Origin of the sequence: Mesorhizobium sp. BR1-1-16 (assembly GCF_020165495.1) — a bacterium.
In the GTDB taxonomy this organism is placed as follows: domain Bacteria; phylum Pseudomonadota; class Alphaproteobacteria; order Rhizobiales; family Kaistiaceae; genus Kaistia.
Map to the genome: position 1 here is coordinate 1 of NZ_JAIUIE010000017.1, position 23,853 is coordinate 23,853.

A 23,853-nucleotide genomic window follows, 5' to 3' on the forward strand; every position below is an offset into this window, starting at 1 on the left:
CTTGCCGTGGTCAACATGGCCAATCGTGCCAATGTTGCAGTGCGGCTTGTTACGCTCGAATTTCTCTTTACCCATCGACGTGCTTTCCTGTCGTCTCGTTCCGTTGAGCCTCAGGCCGGCCCAGCTTTCACCGCGACCTCGCCGCGAGAAGGATCCGCCTCGCCGGCGGCGCGATGATCAATAGATGGAGCGGGTGAAGGGAATCGAACCCTCGTATTCAGCTTGGAAGGCTGCTGCTCTACCATTGAGCTACACCCGCACGCTAACGTTCCGTCGAGATGGTGGAGGGGGTTGGATTTGAACCAACGTAGGCATAGCCAACGGATTTACAGTCCGTCCCCTTTAACCACTCGGGCACCCCTCCGTCATATCGGCAGAGCGTCACGCGTTCAGGATCGTCTACGGAACCGGACCGGAGCCCGGTTTTCCGTGGCGCGTGTTATGGAGAGCTTGCCCCGCGCTGTCAACGCCCTATCCGGCGCTTTGCACGGCCGTGTTTTTGCGCGATCGGTCCGGTTGCCGGGTCTCGCCGCCGCTCCTATAAAGCCGCATGAGCACCAACGACAAATCGAAGTATTTCAAGGGCGGAAAGCCTGGCCCGAAGCGTGACGACGGGCGGCCGCGGAGCGGTGGCGAGCGCCGCTTCGCGCCGCGCGGCCCGGCCGAGCGCCGGCCAGACCAGCTGTGGATATATGGCATTCACGCCGTCGCCGCAGCACTCGGCAATCCGAACCGCGTCGTGTTGCGCTTCCTCGCAACCCAGAACGCCGCCGCCCGCTTGCGCGAGGAAGGCGCGACACTGCCCGAGACCATCGAGGAAGCCGACGCCAAGGCGCTCGACCGCCTGCTCGGCGAGAGCGCGGTGCATCAAGGCGCGGCTGTCCTCGTCGAGCCGCTCGACCCGCTGCCGCTCTCGATGCTCGGCGACGCACGCCTCGTCGTGGTGCTCGACCAGGTCACCGATCCCCACAATGTCGGGGCGATCCTGAGATCCGCCGTCGCCTTCGGCGCCGATGCGCTCCTGACGACCGGTCGCCATGCGCCGGCAGAAACAGGCGTGCTCGCCAAGGTCGCGTCCGGCGCGCTCGAATGGATCAAGGTCGTCGAAGTCCCGAATCTCGCCCGCGCGCTCGACGAACTCGGTGAGCTCGGCTTCCACCGGGTCGGCCTCGACAGCGAAGGCACGGCGACCCTTGAAGGTGCGATGTCCGGCGAGCGCCTCGCGCTTGTGCTCGGCGCCGAGGGCAAGGGCCTCCGCCGGCTGTCGCGCGAGAAGTGCGACACCGTCGCGCGGCTCGACATGCCAGGCGTGATCAAGAGCCTCAATGTATCGAATGCCGCGGCCCTCGCGCTCTATGTCGCGCGCCGCCATCTTGGCATGCCGACCACCTGAATTGATGGCAGGGGCACAAAAAGGCAGGCGGGCAAGCGACGGTCGCTCTTGACCCGCGCCCCCGCCTCTCACTAAACGAAAGCCGTCGCCGGATTAGCTCAGCGGTAGAGCAGCGGTTTTGTAAACCAGCCGTCTAACCCGCCCGCGGCGCCTCAAATGGCAAATTTCGCCTGATGTTCCAACGCCCTACCTATCAGAGGAGGGGCGCATGGAACGCGCGACGCGAATTGTACATCGGTTCGACCCGGCACGAACGGCGGCACAGCCCAATAGGAGGCGGTTCCGCGAATGTTCCGCTCCTCGACCGTGTGTGGATTTCGCCCTTCGGCGGTTCGTCCCGTTTGAGGAATCCGTCCGCTATCAGATGCTCCGGGTAGGCCTCAATCGCAGAGAGCCATTCAGGGCCATTTGCGAACGAGCCGGGCAATCCCTCCGCAAGATGCGAGAGTTCTTCTTCCGGGGGAGCGATCTGGATCTCCGCACGATATCGGACTGGGCTTACGCCTGCGAGGTCGAATTCGATGTGAGGTTCGAGCCTCTCCCCTCTCCCCGCGGTTCGTTCACGGGGGTGGCGGGATGAAGCTGTACTTAGACCTCGACGGCGTGATCGCTGACTTCGATGCGCACTTCCCGGCGATGTTCGGCCTCGATCACAAGGGGCTGGCCGACGACGCGATGTGGCAGATCATCAACGCGCATCCGAGTTATTTCCGCGACATGCCGCCGTGCCCTGGCGCGATCGATTTCTTTCGTTCTATCGAGCATCTGGACCCGATCGTCCTGACGGCGTGCCCGAAGTCGAACTATGTCAACGCGGCAACGCAGAAGCGCGAATGGGTGCGTGAGCACCTGTCGCGGGACATCATGGTCCTGCCCGTCATGGGCGGTCGCCATAAGCCGCTGTTCATGCACGCGCCCGGTGACGTCCTGATCGACGACTTCGAGAAGAACATTGACGCATGGCGCGCGGCCGGCGGCGTCGGTGTTCTCCACGAGAATTTCATCGTGACCGCCGCTGCTCTCTCCCCTCTCACAGGAGCCCATCATGACTGACGCAAGCGAACTGCTGAGCGATGAGGAGTGGGAAGCGGCGATTGGGTTCATTGGCCCCAACGGGTCCGGCTATGCAGACGCCCTCTCCGCCGAGCGCGCGGCACGAAAGGCGGCTGAGAAGGAGCGGGATGAGGCACGCCGCCAGATCGAAGCTTCAGGCCGCGTCTATGGCATGGTCCAGCAAGCTAGCTCGCAGGTAGCCGCCGCGAACGTCAAGCTGCGCGAGGTGCTGATCGAGGCCAAGGCCGCCGTCAACTTGCTCGAAAACCTGTGCGCGTGCGGAGCCGACGACGATTACGTCTGGGATCTGCAAGACAAGATCGACGCCGCTCTCTCCCCCACTACGGACCCCACGATATGACCCCTCCCACACTCCCCGAAGTCCGCGGCGTCCTTGCCTATGCGGAGGAACAGTTGAAGCACCTGAAGCCCGGCACGGCAGACCATAGGTTCTGGACCGTCATAGCCTGGATGGCGAGCAAGGAGATGGTCATGCAGGAGGCACGGGGATGATAACAGCACGGCCTGGAACCGCACTCGCATATTGGTGCAGACAAGTCGCGTCGATGAAACCAGGGGAGCATCTTATCATCGATAGGCATGACCTGACGGATATAATTAGTTTTGAGCACAATGATGCGACCTTCACCGCGCCTGACCGCATTCTCGGCAACATCATGGGTTCACGCTACACGCATTCGTTCTCATGGCGAAATGACGGGAACGTAGAGTTCTGCCGGTATGAAGAGAGCGACACGGTTAGGTATCGTGAGCCTGATGAGAAGTTTAGGGTTGCGAGATCGAGGTCTCGCCACGCCATCGTCCGTGCGGCTGGCATCAAGACGGAGGCGGGGGAATAGATGGAGAAGCAGATGGGAATGGTCGAGCGGGTGGCGCGGGCCATCTATCGGGCTCAAAACCCTTACGGAGACCCGGACGACCCCAACATGGGTGGCGGCTTCGTGCCGTGGCGGCAATGCTTGCCGGCGGCCCGCGCGGCTCTGGAGGCGATGCGCGGCGCAGCCCCGTTCATGATTGCGGCAGTGTTGCCGATCACTCATGGCGCCAGCAAGGAACAGAAGGCTGCTGCAAAGGAGGCCGTCGCATTGCTGCCGCCAGTCCCGGAGCAACGCCGCTTCCAAGGCGTCACGGCGGCTGAAGATGTAGCGAGAGATTGGGATAGGATGATCGACGCGGCGCTAGCGGAAGGAGAGGAAGGATGAACACAAGACCTAATGTAGAGATCAATATGGATAGCGACCTTCAGCCTGGGCTTGCCGTCTGCTATCTGGCGGACGGAACGGCGGTGCGAATCGTCGTGCCCAATCAGAGGCCGCCGATCGGGACAAAGAGCATCAGTCTGTCGATAGAGGACTATGGGAGCATCCTTCGGGCCTCATCTGCTTCACCCTATATCGTCTAAGCCTTCGTCATATCCGCCTTGAGGTTGAGGGCGCGAGCTACCCGCATTCGCGTATATTCCCGCTATATGCGCGCTCGCGTATCACCCGCCTTCCGCCTCCCCCTCTTCCCAATACCGCGTTGCCGGCGGGTACTTCTCAAACAGCATCTTGCCTTGCAACGCCGACATGGCCTGCCGCACCAGCTCGGCGACCTCATACGCTGCCAGCTCTTCCCATGGGCCGTCGCTGTGGAGCCGGATCGTGCCATGCTCGTGCGTGATCCGCGCCCTCATGGTCCGAGCGCCTTGTCCAGCCCTATCTCTGCCGGGCTCACATAGATGATCGGCTTGCCCATCTCGAGCGCGGCCGCAATTTCCGAGCCGACGCCCAGGCTTCTGTCGTAGCCACGAATGCGCACGACGACGAGCCATGCGGACATCGCGAATATTGCCCGGTCATTGCGCATCCACATTTCGGCGTCGGTCGGGTCCAGTCTGCCGGCTTTGGCAATAGCGTGACCGTGCGCGATCGGGGAATAGACGTGGATGCCCATTCCAATGAGCGCCGCTGCCGCCTGCCCTGCGACGCGCGCGGCCGGATCAAGCCCCGCTTCATAGCGCGTGTACGGCGTCGACAGGAAGGCGATACCCGGCTTGCCGGCGATGTCTTGTAGGGTGATCCCCATGCCCGCTTCTGCCGCGTTGCTCATCGCACCACCGCCACAGTCAACCGATCCATCTCGCCTTTGTCCTTGTGGTAGGTGACGGAAATCATGTTGCGCGGCGCCGTGTAGCCCATCTGGGCGTGCCAGGCGTCCTTCGCGGCGGGCGAGTTCAAGCTTTCGACGGTAATGCCGGGGCTGGTGATCGCGGTCTTGTTGTGGATGTGCCCGGTCCAGCCGTAGCGGAATCGCGTGTCGCCCCATGGCTTCGGATGCGTCGCCGCAACCCAGCCCGCGAGGCCGTCCATGCGCAGCATGTCGCCATGGGTGCCGGCCAGCAGAACCGACCCGAACTGATGCACGAACATGCGAGAGGGAGAGATATCGATCTCAACGCGCGGGTTGCTGCGGAAATAGGCCCACAGGCCGAGCGCGAAAGTCCCGGAAGTTTCCTCGTCGTGGTTGCCGGACAGCTTGCGATAGATCACGCGGCTGTGCTTTTGCAGCGCCAGTTCGATGATCCACACCATCGCCAGGAAGCCGGTCTTGACCACCTTGGAGTGTCGGCTATCGACGTCCAGTGCGTTGCCGGATTTGGCCGTCCTCGCCATGCTATTGTCAGCGTGCAGGAAGTCGCCAAGATCGAGGATCAAAGCAGTTTCCGCTGGCGCTGATCGGGAGATCAGTTCGCCGATCGACGTCTTGAGGATGGATTCGGCGATCTTCAAATCGTAGTCGTCGCCGGCTTCGTCGTGATGCGCGAGCGCGCCGAGATGGATGTCGGCAATCGGGAAGAACGCCAGAAGGTCAGCATTGACCGCGGTAGGAGCCGGCGGCAGCGTGGCGAATGATGCCGCGCCTTCCAGCACCTCGCGGATGGCTGCGAGTGTGTCTTCCGGGCTTTGCCCTTCCCGCGTCTTGACCCAGCGTGCCAGCGTGCGGCCTTCGGGGTCCAGCAACGCGCTTTCGCCCTTGATGACGTGTCCGGCGCGGGGCTGGAATACCCCGCCCGGCTCTGGCTTGCTCGAGACAGATTGAGCAACCAGATTGCCGGCCTTGTCGTACCGTGCCGAGCGGCGATGGATCTCAAAGCCTTCCGCTACCGCGCCGGCTGGAACGTTGCCGTCCAGGCCGCGCGCTGCGGCTTGTTTCAGTCTGGATTGGAGGGTTTGCCGGGGAATGCCGGACTTTGAAGCGGCGCTGCGGATCGAGCCGTGATAATTGCGGAGCGCAACGGCTTCACGCAATAGCTCGTCCGGCGAAGATGGGCTTGCCATCTGTCACCCTGTCGTTGGCGAAGCAAGGCACAGAACGGCGATGACCGCCGCGACAAGAGCACGGATCATGAAAGATCTCCGGTGGGGGAAGCGAGGGAATGTCGAGACAATCTGACGACGCGCTCTGGGCAATCTGCCTCGCGTGCCGTCACTTCGCCGAGGTCAAGAGCGCTGGGAGCATCCGGCTACGGTGCTCGCAATGCGGCAGTCGTGAATACGATCTGTCGATGAATGACCCGGCAAAGCCGAGGAGAACGGGGCCCGCGCCAACTCCGCGCGATGGCCAGCATGTGCGGCTAGAGCCGGCGACAGCGGTGGATGCGGCCGATGCGCTGCGCCGTGGCAGCTATCCCTGACCGCGCGGCGTGGAGCGACGTGGCGGGGGCGGCGTGGCGTTGATGACGCCGTCGATGCGCTCGTTGAGGTGGTTCATGCTGTCCTTGATGTCGCGGACGCCCGACATGACCTCATCGCGAAATTCACGGAGGCCCTGTTTCGAGACGTAGGTCTCGGCGACATGTGTTCGATACGCGGCAAAATCGACGGCGAGGGAATCCGCTTTTGACTGGGCAGCGGCCGCGGCCCTCTGGATCTTGCCGTCGATCATGAACCACACCGTGAAGGCTACGGACAGGCAGGCGACAACCGTGCCGACCAGCCAGAGGGTTACTGGCGCATCACCGGTCATTTGAGGCCGGCGCGCAGGTCGCCATAAAATGCGACCGCATCGGCTCGCTTACCGTCGCAGACCTTCAACGCACCGATGTAACGGGCGAGCGGCACGCGTGGGTCTTGGCCGGCGGTTATCGCAGGGTGCTTACAGGCTTGCTGAACGCCGGCCGGCATGGGCGGCAGGTCAACGCGCGGAGCCGCCTTGTAGCTTGCGCAGCCGGTCAACATCGTGATCGCTGAGAACGCAGCGAGGATCGGCGGGACGTGCCGCCAGTTCATTTTCGTATGCATCGATTTGATCCTGGAGGGCTGCGTTGTCTTTGGCGCGGGCCAGCTCGCGCGACACGGCGGCGTCAAGGGCCTTGGCGCGAACGGCGGCCTGCCGGGTCTGTTCGGCGGCCATAGCGGCTTGCCAGCGGGTATCAGCGGCGGCAGCGCCGTTGCGGTGCCCGAGGCCGTAAAGGCCGCCCAAGGCGCCGATGACGAGAACGGCGACGATGAGCCACCGGCCGAGCGGGGAGCAGAAGAAGGTGAGAGCTGACATCAAGCGCAGACCGTCTTGTTATTGCAGCAGGTGACATGCGCCACGCAGTTGGGGTTGCCACACACAGGGCACCGCCAAATGCTCGACGCGCTATCACGTGGGTCGAACATTGGGCGCTGGACCTGGCGCGAGATGTCCTTGAACAGGTCGCTAAGCGGGCCGCGAGGTGGACCGACGTATGAGTGCTCCTGCCCGGTCTTCTTGAACTGCTTCACCCGAACCCGAATGCGAGCGCAGCCATCGCCGCCAAATTCACGAGACACGATCTGCAACATCACAGCCCCGACAGGCAAAGCTCTGCCTCTCCAATGCGCTGCGCATCGCCCATCTCGCGGCGCTTGACGAGCCCGTTGATGATCTTGCCACCCGCCTTGTTGAAGGCGGTCAGCGCCGCGCACGCCTCGCGATATCGGGATTCCGAGATCCGCTTTGCGGCTGTTGAGTTCTTCGCCGCGCTGAGCCCGAAATTATAGGCGCCATCGATCATCGCCGCCTGGACGCTATCCGGCGCCTGCACGAAGTTCTTCACGCTCCAGACCATGGGCAGGTAATAGTCGTGCGTCATGCGACGCTCGAGGCGCTCCTTGCAGCCGGCGAGCGTGTCGCGCATTCCGGCTGTGACGCCTTTGGTCTCGCCATAGCAGAAGGTCCACACGGGCGGCTTCGCGATCTTGTCGAGATAGGCGACAAGCGAGACGCCCTCCCAATCCTTGGTCAGATAGTCGACCGCCAGCCGCACCGCCGGCGGCGTCAGGCCCTTGTCGACGGCCGCCTGCACGATGGCCGGCGTCATGTTCGGCTGCGCAGGGGTCAGGCGCGCGCTGGTGAACGCAGTCCATCCGCTGACGGCCGCGAAGACCACAGCAGCGGCTACAGCCGCCTTGCCGCGCTTGGTGGCGGCGATTTTACCGACCGGCATGGCTGCGCCTCCGCATCTTGGGCTGATCGACGACGCGGGCGTATCCCGCGAGCGCGGGGAAGATCACAGCGCCCACCTGAGCGGCGAACAGAATGCCGGCGAAAACCCGCTGATCGGCGAACTGGTCCGCGACGAAAGGCAATGCGAGCGCAGCGGCGCCGCAGAACGCGCCGGCATAGATGAACCGCATGGACCATGCGCGCGCGAGAATGCTGCGCCAGTCATCGACGAGCTTCATGGGGAACTCCGGGGATGTGATGAGATTAGATCGTCAGCAGAGCGAGGTTCGCGTTGCTGAGGCGCGTGATTACAGCGGAGCGCTAACTTAGCGCCGTCGAGGTAATGACTGTGGTGTTGCCAGTGCGGGCCGTTGTGCTTGACCGATCGCGACAGTCTTCTGCAATGACACGATCATAGCCGGCTGTAGTCGCACCTATCGTCAGACATTGGCGCGCGATGCCGACGACATTGGATGTGTTGTCGGCGCCGAAGCCGACCGCATCCTCGACGCTCGCGCACCTGTCCCATGCGGCCATAGTGCCTGTTCCGTCACCCACCGGAGACCCATCTGCCGGAACGCCCGTCGTGAGGAACGCGGCCGCCTTCCGTCCGGGGTTTTGCTGGTTCTTATAGGAACGGATGCGGCTGCACGAAGCACGGGCGCCGACCGCAATCGCGACGGCGGAGCCGCCACAATATTCGATCAGAGCGCCGTCAATCCCGCCCAGGCAGTCCTCATGCCAAGACCCCCCATCATCGCGAGCATAGGCAAGATAGACATCGCCGCCGCCATCGATCCGCGAGCCGCCGTGCCCACTGAGAATATCCCCTTGGTCGCCGCTCGTCTCTCCGCAACCTACCGCCCAAAGGCGTCCGAGTTTCAGCGTAGAGAAACGAATGAGGTCGGACGGCGACCCCAATGCTTCGAAGTCGTCCAGTTCGGCCGATGAGAAGCCGCGCAGATTGATGATGCCGTAGCGGGTTTCCAGCCCCCGGATGATAAGCCTGCCGCCGGAGCGAACAGTGCGGGACGTGACAAGACCCTGATCCGACGACGTGTAGATTTTGGCCGTCGGCGCATCCACACCGGCAGGCACCGTGAAATAGAGATAGCCGCCGGAGACGTAGCACTGTGGCGTGCCACTGCCCTTCATCGTCGCGATTGCTGACGTCAGATCGGCGGCCGCAGTAAGGCCGATGATCTGCGTTGATTTCAGCCGGTATGTCCGTCCGCGATGCTGGGGCTGCCGCTCGCCTCCGATGATCGAGTTCGCATCCGGGACACTATCCAGCCAGACGAAGTTCGGCGTTGCCGCAAGGGCGGTGACGCACCGATAGACGGGGCTATCATACAACGTGGCCGCGGCATGAGGGGGGGCCAGCATGATCAACGGCCAGTTTTTCAGCCCGGAACTAGTGCCGTCGAGCCCCGCCTCGCCGCGGATTTCGATGGTTCCGGTGACTTCAGCCGGGTCGATCTGCATTTCCGCGCCGTAGCTGGTCCGGTCATACACGACCCGTATGACGCCGTGTCCGAAAAGGCGTTTTGCCGCATAGTTAAGCGTTCGGAAGGGGCGGCCGAATGACCCATCTCGCGCAGCGCTATCAACACCAGTCGGCGCCACCCACCCGACGCGCGGCCCAATAACCCGCTGGACCTCCGATGCGATGGGGGGGCGGTAGACGCTGATGGAACTCTTTGCGAGCAAGAGGCTGTCGACGGTCAGAGAAACCGTCGTGCTCGCTGAACTGATCCAGATGGCGATCCTGTCGGTGCCGGCCTCAAGCGTTGCCGTTACCGACTTCAATCCGGTGAACCCAGCGGCGATCTGTTGTTCAGACCGCGCGATTTCAGCGCCCGCGGCATCGTACCGGAAGAGCAGGAGACGCGTGGCGGCCGCGCCCGTCGACCCGGTTCGGGCGGAGATGTTGACGGAGACGGTAATAGTGTCGCCGACCGCGAGGCCGAGTTTCGCGATGTACTGCCGCCAAAACATCCGGGCTTCGGATGCGTTGGTAGAAACGATCGTCGCAGACCACACCCCGTTCGAAGAGGACCTGGATACGGTCGCATTCGTCGATAGGAAGAAATAGCCAAGTGGATCAGAGTTCGACTGTCCGTTCGCGAGCATCTGCGACCAATCCGGGTCAGGCCAGCGGTTCGGCTCCAGCGCCATCAGGTTCCGGGCTGTGTCGGCTGTATCGGCCCGCGTTGAAAGCCCGGTTGTTGTTGCGCTTGACATCTTGGTCAAAGATGTGTCGCCAGACGCGGCCTTATACCAGCTTCCGTTATTGGTGCCGTCGCTGAATATTTCAACGGATTGGTTTGCGGAGAAGCCGGCGATATCGGCATTGGCGAGCGCGAGCGTCGTGTAGCGCTTGGCGAGGGTCGATGCGACGGATGCGTAAGTCGCTGCCGCCACCTCACTGGCAGACGCATTGCTCGCGCTGGCTTCAGAGTTTGTCTCCGAAGACAAGGCATTCCCGGCCGACGTCGCGGCCTCGGTTGCCTTGCTGGTGGTGGTCGCGGCGTCGGTTCCGGTCTGGACGCGATCGGCAGCGGTTGCTGTGCGATCCTGACCCGTGGCAACCCGGTCGCCGGCCGTGCTCGTCTTGTCTTGCCCGGTGGCGACGCGGTCGAGACCAGTCTGTGTCCGATCCGAAGCGGTCGCGGCGGCATCCTCGGCCGTCGCCTCGGCCGCAGCAACGGCGGCGGCCGAAGCGGCAAGACCCTCGGCCGAAAGCTGCGCCGAGACGAGAAGTTGCCATTTCCCGGCAGCCAGGTCGGCGGCGAAGTCGTCGCTCGACGTGTGCGCGACCTTGCACTCGTAGAGCGAGCCGTCGAAATAGACCGCGCTCGCCGAAGGTGCCGCGAAATAGGCCGTGTCGTCCGCCCAATCGACGGTCGATCGCAGCCATGGCGGCCCGATCGAAAGGCCCTGCAGAAAGGTGACGGCATCAGTCATCGAGATTCGCGCCTCCAAGGCCGACGATGCAGCCGTATGCGAGGGTTTCCTGATCGCCGAGATAGCGGCGCTCGAGTTCGTACCGGGCGATCCGGCCGAACGGGCACAGCCGGCTCTGCGCCAGCGACGGCTTCCACGCGATGAAATGCCCACTGTCGTCGATCGTCAGGCCGCTCGCCCCGTCATCGCTGGCCGCGCTCAGCAGGAGATCGCCGCCGACATAGACGGTGAGCACCACGACGGAGCCGACGAGCGGGAAATCGTCCGGCGTCTGCCAGACGCGCGGCGGGGCATCATTCCCCCGCCAGAGGTCGATATCGGCCAGAACGGGCATGATCAGGCCGGCCAAGCTGCAGCGTCGATCGCGGCGAAGCTCGTGATCGTACCGGCGTCGATGGCGGCGTCGACCGCACAGGAAATGCGAAAACAGGTCTGCACATGGACGCCGGCCGCTTGCCCGATCGCGATCATCTCGGCCGACGTCAGATTCACCCACCCCGACGCCGACAGGAAGTCGATCGGCTCGGAGGGGTTGTCCTTGGCGAATGCGTAGGCACCCGTAATCCGGGCCTGGCTTTCCTGCGTGGTCTTGATCTCCGCACCAGCGACCGTGATGCCGCCATTCTCGATCTGCCAGCGCTTGGCTGCGGCATAGGCGGCGAGACTGGCCTTGTCCGGGGCCGGCGGTGCCGGAGGCGGCCCGAACGCCTCGCCGTCATAGGTCATGCCGACCTCGACGCCTTCGCCGGCCACGATGAGGCCCGCCGCGAAATCCGCCGTGTAGATGTCGACGCCGATCACGAGTTCATCGGGAACGGTGATGATCTCGACAACGACGGCGTCGCGCACAAGAGCGAAATTCTGCATGTCCAACCTCAATATTCGATGATGACGCAGCCGACTGCGCCGATGCCGCCGCCGCCGCCGTAAGCCCCGCCATTGGCGCCTCCACCGGGGAAAGCGCCGCCGGAACCCGGCGCCTGGACGTTCAGGCTGGGGCCCGAGCCGCCGAACGGGGAAGATCCGCCGATGCCGCCCACAGGACTACCGCCTGATCCGAGCGTGAAGCCGCTGCCGCCGTTCGTGCCCGCCACGTTGATCAGATTGCCGCCGGTCGGTGACGATCCCGCGCCGCCGGATGTGCCGACAATATTGTTGGCGCCAGTTCCACCGCCGCCGCCTGGAATACTGATGAGCGATCCAACCGACGTGGTGCCGCCCGCGCCGCCGGCGGTAGGCGTGCCGGTGCCAGCCAATCCGCCGGCGCCGACGACGATCGAGATGGACTGCCCAGGAGAGACCGCGACGCCGACAGACTCGGCGTAACCCGCGCCACCACCACCTGCACCAGCGCCGCCGGTATTGAACGAGCCGCCGCCACCACCGCCCGCGCCCCACACTCGGATTCGCTTCAGTCGATAAATGCCGGTCGGGACGACGAAGGAGGTTGTTCCCGACGAAGTGTAGACCGCGACAGACGAAGACGGGGCGAACGACGACTGGAGGGAAATTGCCTGCACACTCGTGCCGTCATAGACGCACTCGACGACTGACCCCGCCGCAAGATCGCCAGCAGATAGAGCCGCTCCACCGGCGCGGACGATGGTCTTGGTGCCAAGCGAATTGGGATTGAGCGTCGCGGCGCCGGTGTTCGTGGTGGCGATCTTGAGCCGAAGCGGGACACCTACCAAATCGGTCCATGCGGCCGGGGCTGGCGACAGAGTTGCCGTGAGCGCATTGGCCGTGCCGCCGACGGCGGAGACGTAGTTGGGGATCTGGGCGCGCAGAGCGGCCTGTACGGCAGCGAACAGCGCCGCGGTATCGGCGTTGTCGAGGGCGTCGAGACCCGCGGCCACAATAACGGACCCGATAGCAGCCGCCATGTTGGCACCCTGCCGCCACGCCTTATTGGCGAGCATCGGGTCAGCGGTGCCGGCAACAACGCCGCCGGTTCGAGCGCCAGAGGCCGCATAGTCGGATTGCGTCGTGACGTTCGGGCTTACGCCGCTCGCATACGACAGAAACTCATTCGTCGGCATGGTTGCTCCGATCGATCGGGAATGCTGAAATTGTGAAAGGTGAAGTCGGCCGCGAGGTCAGGCGGCGAGGTCGTGTGTCAGGGCGTATTCAGGCGAAACCGCCCAACTGCCTTCGCCCCATCCGGCCAGCGGCTTGCCATCGGCCTCGGCAACGCCCCACCCGAAAATCGGCGTATCATTCTTCGACGTGACGACATATTCGACGGCGACGCCGCCGGGCTTGAGCGGGATATAGCCGCCGGCAAAGAGGGTCAGGATCAGGGCGTTCGGGATAGCGCCCGCCATTCCCATGATCATGTGCATGTCTTGCCGGTCCTCGACGTAGAGGATCGTCGCCGTCCCGCCAAAGACGATATCGAGCGCTGCCGCAGCGCCGCCCACGGTCCCGTCCCACTGGTTCGCCGCGATCTTGGCGCGCAGCAAAAGCCGGTAGGTATCGTCGTCGAGGCGGGTTAGGCCGGTGTCGCTGGCATAAGGGTCGCGCCAGACGCCCTGCCCCCAGCCGAGACCTTCCGTGTCCCATGAGAACCAGGCGTTGCCGATCGGGGTCACGATATACCGCGATCGTCCGACCCATTCGCCGCCGACGTCGAGCTGAGCGCCGATCGCCGTATCGAGATCGAACGCTGCTGGCAGCGCCTGGGCCGCATTGATCAGGTTGGCATAGGATTCACCCGAGATCGCAACGGTTGCCGTGAAGTTGGGTTTTCCGCGATGGTAGGACGTGATCCTGCCAACGTAGTCCTCTGCATTTGCCATCAGGTCACCACGAGAGTGACGTCCGCGACGTCGGAGAACGCGGCCTCATTGAAGGCCGTCACGAGATCTGCCGTGCCGAGGCTGTCGCCGTCGAACGCGATCTGGATCGCCGTGATGTTGTAGGTGAGGCTGTCTGCTGCCCCGCCGAGATTGGCCGGGGTGTAAATCCGGTGCAGATAGACGTCGCCGCCGATCGCGAGCGCTGTATTGTAGGCAGCCACCGACGCCTTGATCGAATTGCCAATGCCGGTCGTGTAGCCAGCCAGCGCGGTCAGAGCGATCGAGACCTTCACGCGCTTGACGGTCGGGCGGAAGAACTCGATCACGTGTGGGATGCCATAGGCGTCCGTGACCGTCTCCGTTGTCGTGCCGTAAGTTCCCGTCCCCGGCGCCTTCTTCTGCGCGATCACCCCGGCAATCGCCGCAGCGTCGCCGCCCTCGACAACCAGCGCGATCGAATGCGATGGCACGCCGTTCCCATCCGTGGAATCGGTGTCGTTCTCGTAGGGCGCATAGCGAGTGACGCCAGCGAGGTTGGCGATGGCGCCGACGATGCCCTCCAGAACGGTGAGGGAGGGGATCATGGTCGATGTCGCCTGTCTGCGGCGCAACGCAGCGTCGCTCTCGACAGGGGCGCCCGCGGTGGCCGCCTGTGCGTTCGTGACGCTCTGCCAGCCCAGCGTGGGGGTTGTGATCGTCGTGACTGTTCCGGACAGCGCCGTAATGGCTCCCGCGTTCTGAGCGGTCGCCGTGACGGTAATCGAGCCGCCACCGGGAACAACGACGCTGGCCGGCAGGAGCCACCGGTTGACGCCGTCCGAAGCGATGCCATTGGTGATCGTCGTTCCGGCCTGTCCGACAATGGTCAGGTCGACAGTTGAATTGGTCGGGACCGCGCGGGCGATGCCATTGATCTTGACGACGCTGGACAGGCCGCCGCCCTGCGCCGTGGCCGGCGAGAACGCGTTGTAGGCGGCAACTCGAGCAGCGCAACTGTCATAGTGCGCCGTTGCGATGATGCCGACCCACTGGCCGTCCTGGCTGTCGTTGCCAAGATAGACGTCCTGCCCGTAGATGTTGCGGAACTGGTCCTGAAAATAGGAGAGCACGGCATCGAAGGTCGGCATCGTGATGCCGTTCTCATCGATCGTGTCGATCGGAACGCTCATTGCGGCTGGCCTGTGATGGTGGTCTGACCATAGGCGGTCGAGATCGTCGCCTGGACGGAGAACTTGCGGTCGTCACGGGTGAGGTTCGACGTGTAGTCGTCGATCGACGTCACGCCTTCGGTGTCGAGGATACGGGCCCGGATTTCAGGATCGCGCGTGTCGACCGTGTTCTTGCCCAGCACGCGAGTGTTCCAAGCCGTGCCGTCAGTGATGTCGAGGAACCATTCCCCGAGAAAGAGATAGAGCCTGGAGAGCACGGCCTGCGCCGGGGCCTCCGGGATGTCGCGCCAGTAGGCCCGCTGATCGTCACCGAAGATCATGTCCCCGGAAGCGTCGACCTTGCGGTATCTCACGCTGTCGGCCCTCCTGTCGTACCGCCGCCTGGGGTGACGTCGGTGTGCTTGTGCGTCGATAGCGGGATACCGTTCAGGACGACGTCGCCGGTGACGTTGAACGTCCCGGTGAAGTTGATCGAGCCGGCAGCCGAGATCGAAAGGGCGTTGGGGGTCGAGATCGCCACCCCGTCGGTCGGGTGCAGCGAGATCGTCGATGTCCCGTCTGTTGATCGGATATGAACCGCGTCAGGCGACACATTCGGCAGCGCGTTGGGCTGCGATCGGAAACCGACCATGACCATCGCATCGCTGAGATCGTGCATGCGCATTGTCGTCTGCTGCTGTTCGCCGCCGGACTGGTGCCAAGCATCGATCGAGCGCGCGGAAATCATCGCCAGCGCCTCATCGCCAGCCTTGACCGGGAATGTCATTGCGACGCCGCCCCCGCCGGGGAAATGCAAGGGCGCGTCAGGGATCACCGGCAGCGCTTGCCACTCCTGCGAGCCGTCCGCCTTGCGGACCTGGGTTTTCACGGTGGGCTGAACGGTGCAGGTCTGCTTGGCGAAGTCGACTGAAACGATCGTGCACGGGACGGTTGTCCAGATCTTCGCCTGCGCCGCCCGCATTGCCGTATCTATGGTTTCCGTTGGGTCGTCGTAGCGTTGGCGGGCGTCCATGGATGTCTCCAAACGGCAGCGCGCCGCTAAGTGGGCGGCGTGTGCGGGGATGCGGACAGGGGCTTATTGCTGGACGAAAGATGCAATCGGTGAGAGCATGGCATCCCTCGCAAACAGGTGGCGAATGACCATTACCCGCGCATCAATGGTGGCTGTCGCATTGATTTGCGCGGCGAGTACGGCAAATTCCGCGCCGCCTGCGAAGATTGGATCCTGCGTCAAGACCAGAATTTCGGAACTGGGCTCTCGCCTTGAAGGTGACCCTGACAGTGGGTCTTCGGTTGCCTTCGCGAACGGGGCATATCAAGTGTCCTACAACACCATTCCGGCGATCCGCCGTTCGAAGGTTGGAGACCCGGTCATGCTGTGTCTCGTGGACCTGCCGTCAAACTGCCCCGCTGGCGATGACCGCGGGAAGGTCTATTCAGTCACCAATCTGCGCGTCGCCCTTGGGTGGGTACTTCCGGATGCCAGCCATTCTTGCGGAGGGGCATAGCATGATTGTCGCCCTGCTCGTTTTGATTCTTCTAGCCCTGCTCTTCCCCGGCTTTATGCGGATGGTCGCACTAGGGCTGTTGTTGATCATCGGGTTTGCGGCGGCACAGACAGCGAGAGCAGACGAGGCGCCGTTCCCGCTATTCGACCCGAACCAGGCATGCGAGCGCATTTTTGGTCAGAGCCGACTTGCGTTCAACCATTGCATCGATATCGAGCAAACCACCTATAAACTGCTGAAAGCATCATGGGGTGATCTTTCGGCGGCGACGAAGATTCAATGCGCTTCGATGATCACGCGCTTGCACGAACAAGGGAACCCATACGTGTACCAGAACACTTACGAGCTTTCTCAGGTTCTGACTTATCAGGATGACGTCCGGAGATCGATGGCCGCTCCCAAGAGGCACTTCACCCCCTAGTGATCCGGGTAGTCCAGCGTGAGCCCGATCTGCGAAATGTTCAGCGGAATCGGGCCCTGCCCATCGGCGCGGATGCATACGATGTCGCTGTAATACGGGTTGCCGCGCGTGTCGCCCGAATGGCTGACCACCAGCACCTTGTAAATCCCATCATCAGCGATTGACGGGATCATACTGTTGCTGACCTCGGCCGTGTATTGCGGGGAGAACGCCGCCTGCTGGATCGACGACTGATCGATCTTGATGCGACGCCCCGGCTGGATTTGCGGGTTGAGCAGCGTCTTGACTTCGATGCCGCCGATCGTCTGGACCGGCATTCCGATCATGCCAGTGCGGCTGTTGACCACGATCGCCTCGCCAGGGTGATAGCTGTCGTTCTTGACGACGTTCAACTTGCCGCTCTGGATAGCCCAGCTCGTATTCGTCGCCGCAGCGATGTCGCGCATCTTGTCCCGGACCATTCCGAACAGCACGGCGCCGCGGGGCATGGTCACTGACGGCAGATCGGCAATAAACCCCGCGGTCACGCCGAAGGGCTTCAGAGCCTCTAGGCATGCGTCGACCTGGTCCTTGAACGTGTGGCCGGCAGCGAGCGTCTTGTTGACCGTCGCGTAATTGTGGGCTTGACCGTTATCGGTTGCGAGGATCGCCAGATAGGTATCGGTCGGGGTCTCCCGGCCGTAGCGCATCTGGATGATCTTCCCTTCGAAGATCGTCCCGAAATTCTGTTCGTAGCCGGCCTGCAGCACGACCTTCGTGTATTCCTCCCTCGCCTTGGCAGCGGTCTGCGGCGACGGGTTCGTCACGATGATATTCGCCGTGCCGGGCGTCTGGATGTCTTGCTGCCGCACATCGAACCGGATGCGCAGTGCTGACAGATCGAGTTCCTCGCTGTCATCGCCGACAGTCAGCTTGACTGAGCGGATCCACTGTTCCGACATCAGGGCACCACGAAATAAAGGTGACCGGTCGAGCCGAGATTGTCGAAGGTCGGCACCGCATCGACGTCTGTGTCGGTCTCCACGTAGAGCGCGCCCCCCAGGCCGAGATAGGCGTATTGCTCGAGCAGGTCGTGGCCGGTGACGAGCGGGATTCCCGACAGGATCACATTGCCCGAGGTGTCTGCGATGTTGAGCATCCAGCCGCCCTCTTCCGTGTCGAGATATTGCAGCGACAGACGGTATTCGGTCGTCCCGAGCGCGATCGTGAAGCTCTGCGGCTCAGCCGAGAGCGGGATTTCGTAGGTGGTGGCCATATTGCTCGATCGCTACTGGCTAACTTTTCCCTTGCGGGATCGTTCGCTATTTGCTAATTTGTGGTCATGAAACAGATCGCCTTCAGCAAAGACGCCCTGCGCACCCTCCGGAAAATCCCGGCGAATGTCGCTAAGACGATCCGCGCCAAGATCGATCTTTACGCAACCAACCCCACCGCTCTCTCGAACAACGTCACCGAATTGAAGGGCGAACCCGGCATCCAGCGCCTTCGCGTTGGTGACTGGCGCGTGGTCTTCAGCGAAGATGGCGACGTGATTGCCATCATTCGCATCGCCCCGAGAGGCGCTGTATACGACTAGGCCAAGGAGGGCCGACCATGAACCATCAGATCATCACTACGCCCGCTGGCGAGCGCTTGGCGGTGCTCCCTGAGGCTGACTATTTGGCGCTGATGGCTGCGCATGACGATGCCGCCGATATCGCCGCCGTTCACCGTTTCCGCGGGCGTCTCGCATCTGGCGAAGAAGAGCTTATCCCGTCCGATGTTGTTGACCGCCTGCTGTCCGGGGAAAGCCCCGTCCGCGTCTGGCGCGAGTTTCGCGGCATGTCCGCGCGTGCCCTCGCCGCGGCCGCATCGATCAGCGCTCCGTATGTCTCGGAGATCGAGGCCGGCAAGAAAGACGGTAGCATCACTGCGATGAAGTCGATTGCTGCCGCGCTGCGGGTATCGCTGGACGATCTAGTTTAGGCCCCGTTCCCGGCGTACCCGTTCGACGGCTTCAACTGCTTCGTCCCGAGGTTCGCGGTCGGCGCGGTCTTCTGCGGCGAGGCTTGTGTTGCGGCCGATCCGGTCGACGTAACCTGGGTCGACACGATGAGGACTTGTTGCAGGATGACCCGGACGATCAAGCTGTCTGCGATCTGCGCGTTGGTCCGCTTTTCGACGGTGCGGATCAGCATGTTCTGGTAGGACCGACCCGGTGTGTAGACCGTGAACGGCCGGCGCGTCTTCTGTAGCGCCAGCATCTCCTGGTAGACGATGTAGGTGAACCCGAAAATGCCGGCCGTCGCGTTCGACCAGCCGACCGTCATCTCAAGTTCGACCGGCATTGCGAAGGCGTGATCAGAGATCGACGCGCCCTGCTCTACTGGGTGCTGGGTGATGAACAGGTTGTCGCGCGCCGTTTCCTCGATCGTGACATCGGGGATCAGGAAGCCGATGAGCCGTGCCGGCCGGATAATGACCGCCACAGCCGCCGCGGTGTCGAGGATGCCAGCCATTATTGCATTGCGCCCTTGACGTTTCCGAGAAGCTCACCGTTGAGCCCGCGTTGACGACGTTCAATCTCGTCGGCCGTCGCCTTCGGATCGCTCGCCCCGTGAACCACGATCGAGTTGGTCTGGCTGAAGCCCTGCGAATGAACCCCAGGCAACGGCATGCCCAATGGCAGAAGCGGTGTGCTGGCGCCGGTCAGGTCAGGCGAGAGCATATTGTTGCGCTGGAGGATGTCGGCGCGCTTCTTAGCCCATTGCTCTTGCGGGCTGTCGGCTTTGGAGCCTCCGTCTGCAGGCGCAGCTGTCGGCGGCGGGGTGGCTATCGCGGGAGCGGCGAGTATGCCGGCCAGAAACTTCTCCGCAGTTGCGCCTCGGTTATTTGCCTCTGCATCGCGTGCCAGAGGCCGCTCATAGAACATGGATACTGCCGCGCCCGCTTCAGCGGCCGTTTTGGCGGCCTTGATCTTTTCGAGAGCCGCGGCCTCCGGCCCGTTCAACTCCCACCACGCGCCCTCAAGCTGTTGCGCGTGGGTGGCGTTCGCCATATCGATTCCCGTACCGGCCTGAATATTGGCGCGCCGATCCGGATGATGCTGGAAGATGCCTTTGGCCTGCCCGCCATCGCCGACTGCATTCGGGTTGGTGCGTGATTCATGGATCTCGTTTGCAACAAGCCCCGCCGCCTGCTCATCCGTGAGTCCCTTCGACTTCCAGAAGTCGAAGCTCTCTTTAGCATTGGCCTTCTGCTGTTCAGTTGTGAGGCTTTGAGCTTGGCCACTGCCGCCGAGGCCGAACCACCGACCAAGGGCAGTCTTTCCAGCCGCTCGCTTGAACCGATCCCAATAGCCTGTCTGGAACCCTTCGTTATTGGGATAGATCATGCCGGGGCCGGAATACCCGCGGGACCATTTGCCAGTGACGGGGCTCCGAACGGGTTGATCACTGACCCATGAATTGAATGCCGACCCGCCTGCGATCAGACCAACGACCGGGATAAGCCAGCTAAACGCGCCAGCAGCAGACGCCCCGGCGGCGAGCATGCCTGGCACCCACCTTGTCGTCATGTACAGCAGCACCGCGGCCAGCGCGACCTCGAGCCCATCCTTGCCGGTGATGGCGAGAGACATGGCATTGAATTTGTCGACGATCGGGCCAGCGGCCTTTGCCATATCGGCCAGTGTCGTCGCGATGTCAGCAAGCGCCTTGGAGAGTTCGCCAACGAATTTGACGATCTCAGCCTGATGCGCCGTGATCCAATCGCCGAAGTCCTTCACATACTTCAGGATCGTCGGCCCGAGATCCTGGGCAATGCGCAGCACGAGCAGATCGATGGTCGCCTGAAACGACCGGACCTGCGTCATCAACTGATTGGCTTCGGCCGCCGCCTTGTTCGGGTCGACGCCCATGGCCGCCGCCTTCTGGCGGTAGTCGTCCATTTCCTTCTGGATCGCACCCCACTTGCCGCGGAGCGCGTTGAAGGTTCCTTCGTCGAGGCCGAGCGCGGCGGCATACTGCGTGCCGACATACTGCGGCTTCTTCGACAATTGCTTGTCGAGGTCGACCATGATGTCGACCGTGTCGCGCAGGCCGCCGTTGGCATCGCGGGTCTGGACGCCGAGCGCATGCAAAAGGCTCTCGTTACCCGGATTGGTCCGGATCGCTCTGGCAATGCCCTCGATCGTCGAGCCGGCCGCGCTGGCGGAGACGCCAAGCTGGCTCAGCGCATAGGTGTAGGCCTTGACATTCGCGACACTGGTATTGGCGCGCTGGGCAGCGAAGTACATGCTGTCGAGCGAAGAGGCGACCTTGACCACGGCCGCGGCGATAGCCGTCTCGGCGGCTGCCCATGCCGCAGCGAGGCCGGCCGCAGCCTTGAATGCGCCGTCGACTGTATCCTTGAACCGAGCCTGCGATTGCGCGTCGACCTTGAAGCCGAGCGCGATCAAATAGCTGTCGATGACGTTGTCAGCCATTCGGTTTCATCGCTTCCCGGATACGCGCTTCATTTTCTTCGGTGACATCGAGCGCGTCGTTCATCCGCCCGAGATCGGCAAGGGACACCGTCCCATCCAAAAGGGATTCGTAGCCACAGAGCCCTTTGATCACCGGGCGCATCAACCATTCTTCTCCGTTCGGCATCCCGACGTAGTCGACGCTCGGCCCTACCGATCGCCGCCGTTCGAAGCTGACGGTAGGGCGGTCATAAAAGGCACGATGTCGGCCTTGATGACGTTCACGGCGATCGCGACCATGCTCATCATATCGATGTCGTCGAACATCAGGCGGTCGGCCGCCTTGTTCCAGACTAGGGACCAACCGCCGCCGTTCGGGGCGGCACGGGACACGACGCCGAGGCAGGTTTTCAGGACGAAATCGACATCTTCGGCCGGGAGGTCGGCGAGAACCCGTGCAAGCGGCTCAAGCGCCGCCATGGTGTCGGTCATGCCGGCGACGTTTGCGGTCCCCGCCTTCATAGTTGCGAGCGTTGCAGCCGCCGGGCCAATCGCCCGGACGAACGGAGCGACGGCCGGGGCGAGTTTGCGCGCGACATGGAACGCCGTGAAGGCGTCCAGCTTGCGCGATGAGTATTTGCTCCCGCCGACTTCAAACTCAGCCATGCGTCACCTCTCTTTAGAGTTCGGGGGCACCCGAGCCGAGCGCGCCGTCTATCTGGACCGCGTTGAAGACCCACGTCAGCGTGTCGCCATCCTTCGCATAAGCGATGTCCGGCACCTTCTCGAATGCCACCTGCGTGCAGGTCCACCAGTCGCCACGAGCCGGATCGCGCACAGAGATTGAGTTACGGCCCCAGTTAGCGCTGGACGAACGTTGGAAGTTGTAAGCCGCAGACAGGATCTGATTGAGCGGAGCGGTCTTCAGCAGTTCGATCGAGATCGACCCGTGGTTCCCGGCGTGCAACGAGTGCATGCCGGTGCCATCGGCGCCGACGGTCATGGTGTTCTTGGGCTCGGCGCGCGGGATCTTGATGCCGCCCTCGGCGTTGCCCGAGCCGGCGCCAATGGACTGGGAAATACCGGGCCCGATCAGCGAGCCCACAATGTCGATGAACGAATAGGCTGCCATGGTGGGCCTCAGCGGTTGACGTTGATGATGACGGGGACGCTGTGGATCGCGCCCGCGAGCTTGGCCGCGACCTGGAAGACCACAGACTTGCGAGCCTCACGGTCGGCCTGCGACTGCGATGCGATTGGCGGGGCGTAGACGTAATAGCCGCGCGGGAGCGTGTCGCCCTGCGCGATCTGGCCGAAGCCGCCCGCGTTCCAGACGCCGGGGGCGATCAAGCCATTCGTGACGCCCTGTTCGCAGGACGCCTCGATCGTGGCGAGGATCAGGTGATTGCCGGCATCGGTCTGCGGGATCTTGGTGGTGCTCGTGTAGAGCAGGTTCCAGACATCGGTCTGGACGCGGTTCTGCAGCCAGTCGAGGCCGTGCACTTCATCGAAGAAGCTGCCGTCGGCCATGACGCCCTGCTGGATGATCGCGGTGCCATTGTCGTAGTTGACGAAGACGTTTCCGTGCTTGCCGTCGAGTGCCGATGCCTGGCTTTCGGTGAGCGTCTCGGCGATGATGCCCGGCTCGATCTTGAACTTCATCGTCAGCGTGGTGCGGCTGCCTTCGAAATTCACGGTAGCCGCGCGGCCGAAGAAGGATGCCACGGCATAGGCGTCAAACGTGCTGTACTGCCAGAACGTCTTCCGATAGGCCGCCGCGGAGAGCAGATACCCGAGATCGGTCGTGTTCGTTGCATCGATCGCCGTCGTCGCCTGAATGGTCAGGCCGAGCATGCGGGACTTGCCGGACGCCTCGATATAATCCGCAGCCGCCAGCACGTCGGAATTAGCCGGCAGGGTCGCTGCGATGATCGCCGCGTACCAGTCACCGCTCTTGTTGGCGAAGGCCTGTAGCGCCGTCACCAGCGTCTCGGCGATGATGCCTGCAACTGGGGCCGATGCCGTCGCGCTGTCCAGCTTGAGCTGCGCGGAGATGTCCGTTCCGGAACCGGCCGTCGTGGCATAGGTCAGCGTCGACGACGCGCCCGTGGTCGGGCTGGTCACTTCGAACCGGCCATAGACCGCGTTCCAGACGACCGTGGCGCCGCTGAGAGCCGTGGTGATCACGGTCGCAACGCCGTTGAGGTTGGTCTGCGCCGAGAAATCGAGGCCCGTGAGCGTCTTCAGCGTGCCGTTGACGGTGATCTTGAGCGAGCCGGCGGTGATCGCCGTCCAGTTCGAGATCACCTGCTGGGCAGCGCTCAGAACGCCGCCGTGCAGCGTCGCAGCGGTGGCAGCGGCGGCCCACTTGCCGACATAGACGAGATCGGGCTGCGGGCTCTGCGCGAAGAACCGGGCCGCAGCGTAATATTCGGGCGCGGTGGTTCCGAAGTCGTTGGCGACGCTCGCGATCGAACCGTAGGAGCGGATGCGCTCTACAGTGTCGATCACGTTGCTCGACCCGACGATCAGGCCCGCGCCGAAATTGCGGTACGGGGTCGCCAGCGGCGAAAGGACGATATCGACGTTGACGATATCGGAAATGGGCAATCCGGCGGCCATGGG

General features: G+C 63.1%; 31 protein-coding genes and 2 tRNA genes. 8 read left to right on the forward strand and 25 right to left on the reverse strand.

The features are described from left to right. Window positions 1-185: 185 nt before the first annotated feature. Together LB518_RS22600 and LB518_RS22605 are read right to left on the reverse strand one after the other, a co-directional pair. A tRNA-Gly gene (locus LB518_RS22600) sits at window positions 186-259 on the reverse strand. 20 nt (window positions 260-279) lie between these two features. Next, window positions 280-364 (reverse strand) — tRNA-Tyr (locus LB518_RS22605). A gap of 186 nt (window positions 365-550) precedes the next feature. On the opposite strand from LB518_RS22605, the gene rlmB reads away from it, so the two are divergent. The 5 genes from rlmB (at window position 551) to LB518_RS22630 (ending at window position 3,669) form a co-directional block, all read left to right on the forward strand. Continuing rightward, entirely contained in the window at window positions 551-1,393 is an 843-nt protein-coding gene (rlmB, locus tag LB518_RS22610) for a 23S rRNA (guanosine(2251)-2'-O)-methyltransferase RlmB (protein WP_224580094.1), read from the forward strand. 636 nt (window positions 1,394-2,029) lie between these two features. Continuing rightward, window positions 2,030-2,446 carry a 5' nucleotidase, NT5C type gene (locus LB518_RS22615; protein ID WP_224580095.1) on the forward strand — a complete coding sequence of 139 codons (417 nt, stop codon included), beginning with the start codon at window positions 2,030-2,032 and terminating at the stop codon, window positions 2,444-2,446. After that, window positions 2,439-2,807, forward strand: a complete 369-nt coding sequence (locus LB518_RS22620) for a hypothetical protein (RefSeq protein WP_224580096.1) — start codon at window positions 2,439-2,441, stop codon at window positions 2,805-2,807. Before LB518_RS22615 ends, LB518_RS22620 begins: the two co-directional genes overlap by 8 nt. Further along, window positions 2,804-2,959 (forward strand): hypothetical protein, encoded by a 156-nt coding sequence (locus LB518_RS22625; RefSeq protein WP_224580097.1) that lies wholly within the window; start codon window positions 2,804-2,806, stop codon window positions 2,957-2,959. The genes LB518_RS22620 and LB518_RS22625 overlap by 4 nt, the downstream gene beginning before the upstream one ends. Window positions 2,960-3,306: 347 nt before the next feature. Continuing rightward, window positions 3,307-3,669, forward strand: coding sequence for a hypothetical protein (locus LB518_RS22630; protein WP_224580098.1), 363 nt, complete (start codon window positions 3,307-3,309; stop codon window positions 3,667-3,669). 281 nt (window positions 3,670-3,950) lie between these two features. Here LB518_RS22630 and LB518_RS22635 read toward each other — a convergent pair whose 3' ends face one another. The 15 genes from LB518_RS22635 to LB518_RS22705 form a co-directional block, all read right to left on the reverse strand. Then, window positions 3,951-4,142: a hypothetical protein gene (locus LB518_RS22635; protein WP_224580099.1), complete on the reverse strand. Its 192-nt coding sequence runs from the start codon at window positions 4,140-4,142 to the stop codon at window positions 3,951-3,953. After that, window positions 4,139-4,558 (reverse strand): DUF1937 family protein, encoded by a 420-nt coding sequence (locus tag LB518_RS22640; RefSeq protein ID WP_224580100.1) that lies wholly within the window; start codon window positions 4,556-4,558, stop codon window positions 4,139-4,141. Before LB518_RS22640 ends, LB518_RS22635 begins: the two co-directional genes overlap by 4 nt. Continuing rightward, the gene (locus LB518_RS22645) at window positions 4,555-5,757 is read right to left on the reverse strand and encodes a hypothetical protein (protein ID WP_224580101.1); all 1,203 of its coding nucleotides are present in this window, start codon (window positions 5,755-5,757) and stop codon (window positions 4,555-4,557) included. The genes LB518_RS22640 and LB518_RS22645 overlap by 4 nt, the downstream gene beginning before the upstream one ends. Window positions 5,758-6,133: 376 nt before the next feature. Then, entirely contained in the window at window positions 6,134-6,475 is a 342-nt protein-coding gene (locus LB518_RS22650; protein WP_224580102.1) for a hypothetical protein, read from the reverse strand. 168 nt (window positions 6,476-6,643) lie between these two features. Next, a complete protein-coding gene (locus LB518_RS22655) occupies window positions 6,644-7,003 on the reverse strand; it encodes a hypothetical protein (RefSeq protein WP_224580103.1) in 360 nt (119 codons plus the stop codon). Between the two features lie 274 nt (window positions 7,004-7,277). Then, complete coding sequence (locus LB518_RS22660) at window positions 7,278-7,922, reverse strand: lysozyme (protein WP_224580104.1); 645 nt, start codon at window positions 7,920-7,922, stop codon at window positions 7,278-7,280. Continuing rightward, entirely contained in the window at window positions 7,909-8,160 is a 252-nt protein-coding gene (locus LB518_RS22665; RefSeq protein ID WP_224580105.1) for a DUF7940 domain-containing protein, read from the reverse strand. The genes LB518_RS22660 and LB518_RS22665 overlap by 14 nt, the downstream gene beginning before the upstream one ends. An 82-nt stretch (window positions 8,161-8,242) precedes the next feature. Next, window positions 8,243-10,888, reverse strand: coding sequence for a hypothetical protein (locus tag LB518_RS22670; protein WP_224580106.1), 2,646 nt, complete (start codon window positions 10,886-10,888; stop codon window positions 8,243-8,245). Then, window positions 10,881-11,237, reverse strand: a complete 357-nt coding sequence (locus tag LB518_RS22675; RefSeq protein WP_224580107.1) for a hypothetical protein — start codon at window positions 11,235-11,237, stop codon at window positions 10,881-10,883. The genes LB518_RS22670 and LB518_RS22675 overlap by 8 nt, the downstream gene beginning before the upstream one ends. Then, window positions 11,225-11,755 (reverse strand): DUF4376 domain-containing protein, encoded by a 531-nt coding sequence (locus LB518_RS22680; protein WP_224580108.1) that lies wholly within the window; start codon window positions 11,753-11,755, stop codon window positions 11,225-11,227. The genes LB518_RS22675 and LB518_RS22680 overlap by 13 nt, the downstream gene beginning before the upstream one ends. Before the next feature lie 8 nt (window positions 11,756-11,763). Further along, window positions 11,764-12,927: a glycine-rich domain-containing protein gene (locus LB518_RS22685; protein WP_224580109.1), complete on the reverse strand. Its 1,164-nt coding sequence runs from the start codon at window positions 12,925-12,927 to the stop codon at window positions 11,764-11,766. A 57-nt stretch (window positions 12,928-12,984) separates the two neighbouring features. After that, window positions 12,985-13,686, reverse strand: a complete 702-nt coding sequence (locus LB518_RS22690; protein ID WP_224580110.1) for a DUF2612 domain-containing protein — start codon at window positions 13,684-13,686, stop codon at window positions 12,985-12,987. Next, window positions 13,686-14,855 (reverse strand): baseplate J/gp47 family protein, encoded by a 1,170-nt coding sequence (locus tag LB518_RS22695; RefSeq protein ID WP_224580111.1) that lies wholly within the window; start codon window positions 14,853-14,855, stop codon window positions 13,686-13,688. The genes LB518_RS22690 and LB518_RS22695 overlap by 1 nt, the downstream gene beginning before the upstream one ends. Beyond that, window positions 14,852-15,208 carry a contractile injection system sheath initiator gene (locus LB518_RS22700; RefSeq protein ID WP_224580112.1) on the reverse strand — a complete coding sequence of 119 codons (357 nt, stop codon included), beginning with the start codon at window positions 15,206-15,208 and terminating at the stop codon, window positions 14,852-14,854. The genes LB518_RS22695 and LB518_RS22700 overlap by 4 nt, the downstream gene beginning before the upstream one ends. Continuing rightward, window positions 15,205-15,867: a Gp138 family membrane-puncturing spike protein gene (locus tag LB518_RS22705; RefSeq protein WP_224580113.1), complete on the reverse strand. Its 663-nt coding sequence runs from the start codon at window positions 15,865-15,867 to the stop codon at window positions 15,205-15,207. The genes LB518_RS22700 and LB518_RS22705 overlap by 4 nt, the downstream gene beginning before the upstream one ends. Window positions 15,868-16,364: 497 nt before the next feature. Here LB518_RS22705 and LB518_RS22710 point away from each other — a divergent pair, with 497 nt between their 5' ends. Continuing rightward, window positions 16,365-16,784, forward strand: coding sequence for a hypothetical protein (locus LB518_RS22710; protein WP_224580114.1), 420 nt, complete (start codon window positions 16,365-16,367; stop codon window positions 16,782-16,784). Here LB518_RS22710 and LB518_RS22715 read toward each other — a convergent pair. Both LB518_RS22715 and LB518_RS22720 read right to left on the reverse strand, forming a co-directional pair. Next, on the reverse strand, window positions 16,781-17,725 hold the full coding sequence (locus tag LB518_RS22715; RefSeq protein ID WP_502845874.1) for a phage protein: 945 nt from the start codon (window positions 17,723-17,725) through the stop codon (window positions 16,781-16,783). The two genes, LB518_RS22710 and LB518_RS22715, sit on opposite strands and share 4 nt — an antisense overlap. Next, window positions 17,725-18,039 (reverse strand): phage baseplate plug family protein, encoded by a 315-nt coding sequence (locus tag LB518_RS22720; protein WP_224580116.1) that lies wholly within the window; start codon window positions 18,037-18,039, stop codon window positions 17,725-17,727. The genes LB518_RS22715 and LB518_RS22720 overlap by 1 nt, the downstream gene beginning before the upstream one ends. 66 nt (window positions 18,040-18,105) lie before the next feature. Here LB518_RS22720 and LB518_RS22725 point away from each other — a divergent pair, with 66 nt between their 5' ends. Beyond that, the gene (locus LB518_RS22725) at window positions 18,106-18,360 is read left to right on the forward strand and encodes a type II toxin-antitoxin system RelE family toxin (protein ID WP_224580117.1); all 255 of its coding nucleotides are present in this window, start codon (window positions 18,106-18,108) and stop codon (window positions 18,358-18,360) included. Window positions 18,361-18,377: 17 nt separating this feature from the next. Continuing rightward, window positions 18,378-18,749 carry a helix-turn-helix domain-containing protein gene (locus LB518_RS22730; protein WP_224580118.1) on the forward strand — a complete coding sequence of 124 codons (372 nt, stop codon included), beginning with the start codon at window positions 18,378-18,380 and terminating at the stop codon, window positions 18,747-18,749. Here the strand turns inward: LB518_RS22730 and LB518_RS22735 are convergent. From LB518_RS22735 to LB518_RS22760, 6 genes are read right to left on the reverse strand one after another with little or no spacing between them, the layout of a single operon-like run. Next, the gene (locus tag LB518_RS22735; RefSeq protein WP_224580119.1) at window positions 18,746-19,282 is read right to left on the reverse strand and encodes a phage baseplate protein; all 537 of its coding nucleotides are present in this window, start codon (window positions 19,280-19,282) and stop codon (window positions 18,746-18,748) included. The genes LB518_RS22730 and LB518_RS22735 overlap by 4 nt on opposite strands. Next, complete coding sequence (locus tag LB518_RS22740) at window positions 19,282-21,249, reverse strand: phage tail tip lysozyme (protein WP_224580120.1); 1,968 nt, start codon at window positions 21,247-21,249, stop codon at window positions 19,282-19,284. Before LB518_RS22740 ends, LB518_RS22735 begins: the two co-directional genes overlap by 1 nt. Continuing rightward, window positions 21,242-21,391, reverse strand: a complete 150-nt coding sequence (locus LB518_RS22745; RefSeq protein WP_224580121.1) for a DUF6889 family protein — start codon at window positions 21,389-21,391, stop codon at window positions 21,242-21,244. The genes LB518_RS22740 and LB518_RS22745 overlap by 8 nt, the downstream gene beginning before the upstream one ends. 47 nt (window positions 21,392-21,438) lie before the next feature. Beyond that, window positions 21,439-21,894 carry a phage tail assembly chaperone gene (locus LB518_RS22750; protein ID WP_224580122.1) on the reverse strand — a complete coding sequence of 152 codons (456 nt, stop codon included), beginning with the start codon at window positions 21,892-21,894 and terminating at the stop codon, window positions 21,439-21,441. A gap of 13 nt (window positions 21,895-21,907) precedes the next feature. Further along, window positions 21,908-22,360: a tail tube family protein gene (locus tag LB518_RS22755; RefSeq protein ID WP_224580123.1), complete on the reverse strand. Its 453-nt coding sequence runs from the start codon at window positions 22,358-22,360 to the stop codon at window positions 21,908-21,910. Between the two features lie 8 nt (window positions 22,361-22,368). Beyond that, window positions 22,369-23,850 carry a DUF3383 domain-containing protein gene (locus LB518_RS22760; protein ID WP_224580124.1) on the reverse strand — a complete coding sequence of 494 codons (1,482 nt, stop codon included), beginning with the start codon at window positions 23,848-23,850 and terminating at the stop codon, window positions 22,369-22,371. Window positions 23,851-23,853: the final 3 nt, after the last annotated feature.